Genomic DNA, 9,428 nt, shown 5'->3' with positions numbered 1-9,428 from the left:
GCGGCCCGGATCCTGACGGTTGCCGGTCGAACCGTGCGAGCGGTGCGAGACCGACACGCCGTGGGTCGCCCGCAGGCCGCCGAAGTTCCAGCGCTTCATGCCGCCGGCGAAGCCCTTGCCGATGGTCAGCCCCTGGATGTCGACCTTCTGGCCGGCGACGAAGTGGTCGGCCGACAGTTCGGCGCCCACGTCGAGGAGGCCGTCCGCGTCGACGCGGAACTCGGTCACGTAAGCCTTCGGCTCGACTTCCGCCTTGGCGAAAGCTTCCCGCTGGGCCTTGTTGGTGTTCTTGGCCTTCTTCATGCCCGCGCCCAGCTGCAGGGCGACGTAGCCGTCCCGCTCCTGGGTTCGCTGGCCGACGACCTGGCAGCCGTCGAGCTGGAGCACAGTGACCGGAACGTGCGCGCCGTCATCGGCGAACACGCGGGTCATGCCCAGCTTCTTGGCGATCACGCCCGTGCGCATCGGATCCCGCCTCTTTCTTTTTAGATCTTGATCTCGACGTCCACACCGGCAGAGAGGTCGAGCTTCATGAGCGCGTCCACGGTCTGCGGGGTGGGGTCGACGATGTCGAGCACGCGCTTGTGCGTGCGGATTTCAAACTGCTCACGCGACTTCTTGTCGACGTGCGGCGAGCGGTTCACGGTGAACTTTTCGATCAGGGTCGGCAGCGGAATCGGACCGCGGACGGTCGCGCCGGTGCGCTTGGCCGTATTGACGATTTCGCGCGTCGAAAAGTCGAGGACGCGGTGATCGAAGGCCTTGAGCCTGATGCGGATGCTCTGATCCATATCGGTTGTTATTCCCAAGCAGGCGAACCTGCGTCCCTGTGAACCATTTCAAAGACCGGAGCCTTCGGGCCCAAAGAGCCCTCAGAGTACGCACGTCCGCAAAAACGATCGGCCCACGCAGTACCCCGCGAAGGCCGTTTAAGTCCCAAGAAGCTGCAAAGAACAGGCACTCAGGTCGTTCCTGCGAACCGCGTCTGCACCCGGAGGTGCACAGCCGGTCCAACAAGAGTGCGCGCTTATGCCGATTGAGTCCCCGTTCGTCAAGCGGCGAAACTGTGTCAGGGCGGGCTTTTCCGCCTAGTCGGCCAGACGCCCCTCCGAGACGTTCTAACGCAGTGGAATACCCGCGCAATCCGCCCCCTGATCACAGGGCGCGACCATCATAAGCGTCGCAGGACGCTCCGACACCTCGAATTCCGCCCACCGCCCCGGCGGGGCCGTCCAGGCCAGGGTCACCGCCCCGCCGCGCCCCTGCGGCCCCGGACCGGGCTCCGTGGTCACCCAGACCTGGAAGCCCGTCGCCGGCTCGCCCGCGCAACCGGCGGCGGGCCCGAACACCCAGTCCCGGATCCCGTCGCCGTTCAGGTCGGGCGTATCGAACAGGGTCGCCTGCTGCAGGCGGACACCCTCCTCCGTCGTCACCGGACACCACGCCCGGCTGCGGAATCGCATCTCCTCGAGCATGGGCGGGGTCCACTCCGGCAGAATCGGCGTGCCGTCCTCCGTCTCCCCCCGGTCCACGGGGTCGACCACGGTCAGGCGGCTGAACCCGTCGGAGGACGGACGCTCCTGCAGCCGCCCGCTGCCCGCCTCCCACGCCCAGGCGCGCAGGCACGCGTCCCGGGCGCTGTCGCAGTACAGATGATGCAGCGCCGCCTCGACCCGGACCTCCCCGTCCACGGCCTTCAGATCGAACCGCAGGGCCTGTCGGTCGAAGGCCCGCACGAAGCCGCCGTCCACGTCGCTTATATAGAGAGTGGTCCGACACCCGCCGGTGCCGCAGAATTGCGTCGCCTCCGGCCAGCGGATCAGCCAGTCCGGCCGCCCGTCGCCATTGACCTCCACCGGCTCCAGCACCCCGTCCGGGACCGCCGTGACCAGAGGCGGCCGGTTGGTCGGGTCCTCGACGTCCAGATCAAAGGCGTTCAGCGCGTTCAGCACGTACCAGACGAAGCCCTCGGGCGGGGTCGGCGTCTGCGCCTTCCCCTGCCCCGCGGCCAGCATCGCCGCGGCCGCGACCGCCACCGTCCAGCATCCCCGAATCCGCATCGCCGCCTCCATCCGTCAGGCCGAGCCTGCGGCTCATCCCGGAGGACCGAAACCGTCGGTTTCTGACGGCGAATTGAGATAGCGCCGCTATGTCCGCCCAGAGGCGCCGCACGGGCGCCACAATGCGTGACGCGCTCGCCACACCGGTCGCAAGCCACTGTTTTGTGACAACTTTGTAATAGCTTGGCCGAAAGCGCGGCTGTTAGTCGGCGGCCAAGGCAGCGCGACTCCCCGCAGCTGCCGAGGGAAAAACAAAAATGAAGACTCTCTTCCTCGCCACCGCCGCCGTCGCCGCCTTCGCCGCCGCTCCGGCCCTGGCCCAGGACTCGATCGGCTCGATCGGCCTCACCTACAACAACGCCAAGTTCGAAGCCGGCGGCTCGGACTACACCGCCGAGAACGGCAAGCTGGACGTGGCCGTGGCCGTGCCGGTCGTCGGTGACTGGACCGTCACCCTGGACGGCGGCTTCGCCTACAGCAACAACAACGTCCCGGGCGCTGACAACAGCAACATCGACGGCACCATCCACGCCAGCACCCTGGTGAACGGCGTGCGCGTCGGCGGCTTCGCCGGCGGCCAGGGCATCGTCGACGAGACCCTGTGGTCGTTCGGCGCCCAGGGCCAGGCCTACCTGGACAAGATGACCCTGACGGGCGCTGTCGCCTACGAAACCGTTGACGGCGTGGACGTCGACGCCTGGACCGTCGGCGGCGACGCCGCCTACTTCATCACCCCGGCCTTCCGCGTGAACGGCGGCCTGGGCTGGAGCACGGTCGACGGCGGCGGCGACAGCATCGACCTGTGGTCGGCCAACGTCGGCGGCGAATACCAGATCGCCAACACCCCGCTGAGCTTCGTCGCCAACTACGGCTACAGCGAGCTGGAAGACGTGGACCTGTCGGTCAACACCCTGACCGTCGGCTTCCGCTACTCGTTCGGCGGCGACCTGCAGACCCGTTCGCGTTCGGGCGCTGACCTGGGCCGCACCGCCGTCGGCGTCGCCCCGATCGCCGCCATGCTGGCCTCGCCGGTCGCCCCGTAATCACGGGACCCCGGCCTTCGGGCTGAAAACGGAAAGCCCCGGCGGTTCGACCGCCGGGGCTTTTTCCATGCCGGGAGGTGTACAGCCTTACGTATATCCCCCTATGGTTGTTCCGAGAGACAACCGGGGGATCACACCATGCGCGCCGTCCAGACCGGTATCGTCGCGATCGCCATCATCCTGGCCTCGGCCGGCAGTTCCGCCGCGGACCTGGGGTCCGACGTGGAGCGATGTGACACCGGCCTCGACCGCAGCATTGTCGCCTGCGGGAACATGCATGCGCCGCTGTCCGGCGGCTGGAACACCTGCGTGAACACCGCCGTGGCCACCCACCGTGCCTGCGTGATGGACGCCGTCCGCCGCATGCAGACCCGCGGCGAGGACTGACCCGCTACGCCACCGCTGAAGACCGGACATGAAAAAGGCCCGGGGGGTTCCACATCCCCGGGCCTTCTCGTCACGACGACCGCAGCAGGTCAGTCGCCGATTCTCACATCGCCGCCGCCCAGGATGGCCCGGCTGACCGAGCCGGTGGCCCGCGCGATGGTCACGTCGCCCGAGCCGACGATGGACACGTCCACGTCGTGGGCCACGCCGCCGAAGTTGATGTCGCCCGAGCCGGCGACGCTGATGTCGATGTTGGGCGAGGTTCCGCTGCGCACGTCGACGTCGCCCGAGCCGCCGATCGACACCTCCATCGGGCCGTCCAGCCGCGCCACCCGGACATCGCCGGATCCGCCGATGGCCACCTCGAGACCGCGCGTCGCGCCGGCCATCACCGAGCCCGAGCCGCCGATCGACACCTCCAGCGCCCGGGACGTCCCGGTCCGGATGTCGCCCGAGCCGCCGATGGCCAGCGACACCGGCCCGTCGACGTTGGACACGTCCCAGCGGCCGCAGCCGCCGTGACCCAGCTCCACCGCCGAGGCGCCGCGGCCGATCGATCCGAAGATCGCGCCCTCGGCCTCGACATCCACATTGCGCGGCACGCGGACCAGGATGACCGGGGCGTCCATGACGTTCACCCGTCCCATGTCGCGAACCTCGACCCAGGCGCCCTCGCCCGGCAGGCCGCCCTCGCGGCCGGTGTGGCACTGGCGGATGCGGTCGCCGCCGCCCCGGTTGAACAGGCCCGAGCGACGGTTGCCGAGGCCGCCGTCGATAATGACTTCATCGCCGCGGCGGCTGACCTGCACGCGCGGCAGGCTCGAGGCGCCGTGCTCGACCTCCACCGCCACGTCGGCGCGATCCTCGATCACGACCGAGACGCGGGCGACGGCGTTGCGGATCTCCACCTTCGGCTCCTTGGCCAGGGCGGGTCCGGCGAGCGCCGTGAGGGCGATGACGGATACGGCGGTTGCGATTGCGGTTTTCATGACGGGCCTCCCAGTCCGGTATGAGGAAAGGGTGCGTCCGCCGCCGCCGGAAGTCACTTTAATACGAGGTCATGACCCCGTTGTAAGAAACCGGCCTGAAAGCCCCGCCCCGCCTGACCGACGGGACCCGGCCTTTCCGGATGTTCAGGTTCTCAGCGCGCCCGCGCCGTCGGCCACGCCGACCTCGGGCTCGAAGTCCCGTTCGAAATGCGCCAGCCGGCTCTTCAGCGCCCCGGCCTTCTTCAGGGCCAGCGAGGCGGCCCAGCGCGCCGCCAGCTCGGGCCCGGCCATCCGGTCGGTCATGCGCGGACGCTGCCCCCGGCTGCGCAGCACGGCGTTGGTGTACAGCGCCCCGTTCCGGAACCTCGACGGCCAGGTCTGGAAGTCCATCGACAGGCTGACGCAGAACCGGTCCAGGTTCTCCACCCGGTGCGGCGCATAGATCGGCCAGGTCAGGGCCTGCCCCGGCTCCAGGTCCATCACCTGCGCGTCCTGCTCGAAGGCCAGGGTGTAGGGCAGCTCCTCGGTCGTCTGGCGCGCGACCACCTGCTCCATATTGCGCTCGGGCAGGTGGCCCTCGTCGCCCGGATAGACGAACACCCGCTTGCGCCCGCGCATGTGGAACAGCACCACGCCCGCCGGGTCGAAATGATACGGCACCCGGGCCTTGGGCGACGACAGGATCAGCTGGCCCGCGTTCCGCACGGCCCGCATCCCCGGATAGTTCGCCTGCACCTTGCCGAACTCGGTCATGGCGGCGGCCCACAGCTCGGGCCAGCCGGTCTCGACCTCACGCATGTTGACCCACAGCCGCCCCTGCTGGATCGCCGCCAGCAGCTCGCCGCCGTCCAGACGCCCCCGCGCGCCGGTGCGCAGCGAGACCTGACCGTCGTCGTCGTAGTCGTACAGGTTGATGTCGAACAGCTCGGCCGGATAGCGATCCAGGATCGCCGCCAGCGACTCATCCGTGGCGAAGCCCTGCTCGACCAGGGAGTGCGGATGGACCTCGGCCTGACGGATGGGGCCGGAATAGCGGGTGCGGGTTTCGGTCATGGGATGTCTCAGGCCGGAACGCGATGGCTGGAAGAGGCACGGGCCTTTGCAAGGGCGGCGCCCGCCGCCTGCATGGCCCCCTTGAAGCGGTCGCCGGTCGTGACCTCGCAGGCCTCGATGGCGGCCCAGCGACGGCGCACGCTGGCGCGCAGGCGTTCGCCCCGGCCCTCGCCCGCCAGGTCGAGGGCCTTCACCGCCGCCTGGCTCATGGCTGAACCGATCCCCGGCTTCAGCACCATGGCCTCGCGGACCACATGGGCCCCGTTGCAGAAGTATTTCTTGTAGTGCTCGCCCTCGAAGCCGAAGTCGAAGGTGCGGTAGCCCAGCCCCGCCGCCAGCCGCATGGTGTCCATGCTCAGCAGGATCCCCGGCGAACAGCGCGCCAGCGAGGGCTCATAGCCCGGGAACCAGAAATGATACTGGTCGCCCGCGTGCAGCGAATATTCGATCGCCGTCAGGCGGTCGCCCGCCCACAGCCCGGCCATCGAGCAGCCGAAGCCGTTCTCGCCCCGGGTCTGCAGCAGCTCGTGCAGCAGGTCGGCGGTCCAGCCGCAGGCGAAGATGTCGTGGCGATTTGTCCGCTTGTACTGATCCCGCTTCAGGTTGATCAGCCAGTCCAGCAGCTTCGGATCTTGCAGGCCGCGCTCGACCCGCAGCGGGCCCAGCTCGGCCTCCATGCTGCGCCGCGCGCGTTCCTTGTCCTTGAAGAATTTGCCGAAGGCCGCGCGCCGTTCGGCGTACCAGCCGTCATAGCCGTCGTCGCCCAGCTCGACCTGTACCGTGCGCCGGTCCTCGCCCAGCGGCGTATCGCCGACCCAGGCGGTCACGTTCAGACGGGCGCCGCCCAGCAGGGTCGCCACCTCCGACAGGGTCGGGCCCTCGCCCGGCCGGGCGATGACGCCGTGATAGTCGTTCATCGGCGCGCCGAGCGGCTGAATCGCCGAGCCGCGCTTCTGGTGCGGGAAGAAGCCCGCGATCTCGCCGCCCCTGCTGAACACGGCCACCGCCGCGCCGGGGCTGACCCGGCCGGCGACGCGCGTGAAGCTGGGCCGGAAATAGGGGCTTTTCAGCGCCGGGTTGGCCGCCAGGAAGGCGCGCCACGCCTCCCACTCGGCCTCGCCCAGCTGGTCCGCCTTCAGGATGTCGACCTTGAATCCGGTCATCGCCGTCCTTCGCCCCCGTGGCCCCAGATCGGCCCGTTGCAGCCGGTCTCATGCCACAGACCCCGTTTCGGCCCGGTGAGCGTTCATCCTTAACGCTTCGTGATCCGGGAGCCCGCCTCCGGGCCGCACGTTGCGCTTGTCCCATCCGCAGGAGACCTGTCATGACTGACGCGAGACGCCCCGAGAGCCGTGAGACCGAGAACGAGGACCTGCGCCCCGACGCGGATGGCCGCCCCCCGCGCCCCGCGACCGAGCCCAAGGGCTCCGAAGGCTCCTCCAACCCGGGCGACACGGCCACTGATCCCGCTACCGGAAAGCCCAATCCTTGAAGCTTGTCGCCCCCATGCTCGCCGCCGTCGCCCTCACCGCCGGATCGGCGCTCCCGCTGTCCGCCCGCGCCCAGGACGCGCCCCGCCCGGCGATCGTGACCGGGGCGCCCATCGCGGTCTGCCCGTTGTCGACCGGCTTCGTGGCCGACAACGGCGGCCTGACCCGCAGCCGCGCCGCCGTCCGCGCCGGCGCCCTGCGCATCCTGGCCGTCGGCTCCTCCTCCATCGAGGGCATCGGGGCCAGCCGCCGCGAACTCGGCTTCGCCCCCCAGCTTGAACTGGCGCTGGAGCGCCGCATGCCGGGGGTGGACGTCACCGTCTTCAACCGCGGCATCGGCGGCGAGACGGCCCGGGAGACCGCCGACCGGCTGGAGCGCGAACTGGCCGCCGGCCGCGTCGATCTGGTCATCTGGCAACTGGGCACCAACGACGTGCTGCGGGACCGTCTGGTGGACGACGTCTTCGCCGACTTCCATCGCGGCGAGGCCGTGCTTCAGGCCGCCGACGTCGATGTGCTGCTGATCGACCCGCAGCGCCTGCCCGAGAACACGACCAACGCCTCGTTCCGCGGCCGCAACCCGGCGCTGGGCGACATGGCCCGCCGCATCTCCGAGGAAGGTCGTCGCGGCCGTTACGCGGTGCTGCGCCGCTTCGACGCCATGGCCGACTGGGGCGGGCTCGAGCGCGGCGGCGTGGGCCCGGACGACCTGCACCTGAACGACGCCGGCTACGCCTGCTGGGCCGAGGTCACCGCCGAGGGGCTGGCGCCCCGCCTGCGCTAGGCGCGGGGAACAAGCTCTGCCGCGAAGGGTTGCCTCCGGACCACCAACGGTCCGGAGTCCGCATGCCCCTTCGTCTGATCCTCGCCTCGACCGCCGTCCTCGCCCTGGCCGCCTGTGGCCGCGCCGACGATCCCGGTGATCCCGTCGAGGCCGCCCGGGCGCCCGGCCTGACCGCCGAACAGATCAACGAAGCCCGGCTGACCGCGCCCGTCGCGCCCCCGACGGCTCCGGCGCCCGGAACGGCTCCGCCCTCCCCGGTCCAGCCCGACCCGGCCCTGATCCGGCTGCAGGTCCTGCTGGACCGCTCGACCTTCTCGCCCGGCGCCGTCGACGGGGTGTCCGGCTCCAACCTGCGACAGGCGGTGGCCGCCTGGCGTCAGGCCAACGGCATGAGCGGCGACGCGATCGACGCCGAGCTGATGGATCGCCTGATCGCCGCCGACGACCGCCCGGCCATGACCACCCACGTCCTGACCGCCGCCGACGTGGCCGGGCCCTTCAGCCCGCCGCCGGGCGAGCTGGCCGAACAGGCCGCCAACGGCGTCCGCTACACCAGCCCGCGCGAGCGGATCGCCGAGCATTTCCATGTCACCGAAGGCCTGCTGCAGGCCCTGAACCCCGGCGTCGACTTCCGCCGCGCGGGCGTCCGCATCACCGTCCCGGCCATCGGCGCCGCGCCCCTGCCCGGCGACGTGGATCACATCGTGGTCGACAAGACCGAGGGTTCGGTCCGCGCCTTCGCCGGGGACGGCCGCCTGCTGGCCTACTACCCCGCCACCATCGGCAGCGGCGATAATCCGACGCCCAGCGGGACCGTCCGGGTCAACGGCGTCGCCCGCAATCCCGACTATGTCTACGACCCGGCCAAGCTCAGCTACGGTCCGGGCGGCCGTCGCCTCGTCGTGCCCGCCGGGGCCAACAACCCGGTCGGCGTCGTCTGGATCGACCTGAACAAGCCCAGCTACGGCATCCACGGCACGCCGGACCCCGAGAAGATCGGCAAGACCGCCTCCCACGGCTGCGTCCGCCTGACCAACTGGGACGCCTGGCAACTGGCCGCGGCGGTCAGGCCGGGGGTAACGGTGCGGTTCGTCTGAGCCGCAGCCCAAAAGAAAACGGCCCCCGGATTTCTCCGGGGGCCGTCTCGGTAGTCAGTCGGCGCTCAAGCAGCGAACGACCGCGTCGTTCGCGTTAGCGCCCTTCGATCAAGGATTACTCGATGATCTTGGCGACGACGCCGGCGCCGACGGTGCGGCCGCCTTCACGGATGGCGAAGCGCAGGCCCTGGTCCATGGCGATCGGGGTGATCAGCTCGACGGTCAGTTCGGCGTTGTCGCCCGGCATGATCATTTCCACGCCTTCCTTCAGGTGCACGATGCCGGTCACGTCGGTCGTGCGGAAGTAGAACTGCGGACGGTAGTTGGTGAAGAACGGCGTGTGACGGCCGCCTTCTTCCTTGGTCAGGATGTAGGCTTCAGCCAGGAACTTGGTGTGCGGGGTGATCGAACCCGGCTTCACCAGAACCTGACCGCGCTCGACGTCTTCACGCTTGGTGCCGCGCAGCAGCACGCCGACGTTGTCGCCCGCTTGACCTTGATCCAGCAGCTTGCGGAACATTTCCA

11 protein-coding genes and 1 pseudogene are annotated in these 9,428 nt (G+C 69.8%); 5 read left to right on the top strand and 7 right to left on the bottom strand.

Features of this window, described 5'->3' with window-relative positions; genetic code table 11:
• The 3 genes from rplC to VGE03_RS01255 all read right to left on the bottom strand — a co-directional run.
• The coding region (gene rplC, locus VGE03_RS01265) for a 50S ribosomal protein L3 (RefSeq protein WP_331044653.1) at positions 1 to 465 on the bottom strand (465 nt) is incomplete at its 3' end.
• Between the two features lie 20 nt (positions 466 to 485).
• Positions 486 to 791, bottom strand: a complete 306-nt coding sequence (gene rpsJ / locus VGE03_RS01260) for a 30S ribosomal protein S10 (protein ID WP_003164367.1) — start codon at positions 789 to 791, stop codon at positions 486 to 488.
• 327 nt (positions 792 to 1,118) lie between these two features.
• On the bottom strand, positions 1,119 to 2,036 hold the full coding sequence (locus tag VGE03_RS01255; protein ID WP_331044652.1) for a hypothetical protein: 918 nt from the start codon (positions 2,034 to 2,036) through the stop codon (positions 1,119 to 1,121).
• Positions 2,037 to 2,317: 281 nt separating this feature from the next.
• On the opposite strand from VGE03_RS01255, the gene VGE03_RS01250 reads away from it, so the two are divergent.
• Together VGE03_RS01250 and VGE03_RS01245 are read left to right on the top strand one after the other, a co-directional pair.
• Complete coding sequence (locus tag VGE03_RS01250) at positions 2,318 to 3,103, top strand: hypothetical protein (protein WP_331044651.1); 786 nt, start codon at positions 2,318 to 2,320, stop codon at positions 3,101 to 3,103.
• 138 nt (positions 3,104 to 3,241) lie between these two features.
• Positions 3,242 to 3,490, top strand: coding sequence for a hypothetical protein (locus tag VGE03_RS01245; RefSeq protein WP_331044650.1), 249 nt, complete (start codon positions 3,242 to 3,244; stop codon positions 3,488 to 3,490).
• 89 nt (positions 3,491 to 3,579) lie between these two features.
• On the opposite strand, the gene VGE03_RS01240 is transcribed toward VGE03_RS01245, so the two are convergent.
• From VGE03_RS01240 to VGE03_RS01230, 3 genes are all read right to left on the bottom strand, one after another.
• A complete protein-coding gene (locus VGE03_RS01240; RefSeq protein ID WP_331044649.1) occupies positions 3,580 to 4,479 on the bottom strand; it encodes a GIN domain-containing protein in 900 nt (299 codons plus the stop codon).
• 144 nt (positions 4,480 to 4,623) lie between these two features.
• Complete coding sequence (locus VGE03_RS01235; RefSeq protein WP_331044648.1) at positions 4,624 to 5,532, bottom strand: cupin-like domain-containing protein; 909 nt, start codon at positions 5,530 to 5,532, stop codon at positions 4,624 to 4,626.
• Positions 5,533 to 5,540: 8 nt separating this feature from the next.
• Positions 5,541 to 6,695, bottom strand: a complete 1,155-nt coding sequence (locus tag VGE03_RS01230; RefSeq protein WP_331044647.1) for a GNAT family N-acetyltransferase — start codon at positions 6,693 to 6,695, stop codon at positions 5,541 to 5,543.
• A 161-nt stretch (positions 6,696 to 6,856) separates the two neighbouring features.
• Between VGE03_RS01230 and VGE03_RS01225 the strand changes: the two genes are divergently transcribed.
• The 3 genes from VGE03_RS01225 to VGE03_RS01215 all read left to right on the top strand — a co-directional run bounded on the left by VGE03_RS01225 (position 6,857) and on the right by VGE03_RS01215 (position 8,903).
• The gene (locus VGE03_RS01225; RefSeq protein ID WP_331044646.1) at positions 6,857 to 7,024 is read left to right on the top strand and encodes a hypothetical protein; all 168 of its coding nucleotides are present in this window, start codon (positions 6,857 to 6,859) and stop codon (positions 7,022 to 7,024) included.
• Positions 7,021 to 7,806 (top strand): SGNH/GDSL hydrolase family protein, encoded by a 786-nt coding sequence (locus VGE03_RS01220; RefSeq protein ID WP_331044645.1) that lies wholly within the window; start codon positions 7,021 to 7,023, stop codon positions 7,804 to 7,806. Before VGE03_RS01225 ends, VGE03_RS01220 begins: the two co-directional genes overlap by 4 nt.
• Before the next feature lie 62 nt (positions 7,807 to 7,868).
• The gene (locus VGE03_RS01215; protein ID WP_331044644.1) at positions 7,869 to 8,903 is read left to right on the top strand and encodes a L,D-transpeptidase; all 1,035 of its coding nucleotides are present in this window, start codon (positions 7,869 to 7,871) and stop codon (positions 8,901 to 8,903) included.
• A gap of 115 nt (positions 8,904 to 9,018) precedes the next feature.
• On the opposite strand, the pseudogene tuf reads toward VGE03_RS01215, so the two are convergent.
• Positions 9,019 to 9,428, bottom strand: a pseudogene (tuf, locus tag VGE03_RS01210) (elongation factor Tu); the annotation flags it as partial.

This window comes from Brevundimonas sp. (assembly GCF_036400995.1).
Lineage (GTDB): Bacteria > Pseudomonadota > Alphaproteobacteria > Caulobacterales > Caulobacteraceae > Brevundimonas.
This window is presented reverse-complemented; position numbering and strand designations above follow the sequence as displayed.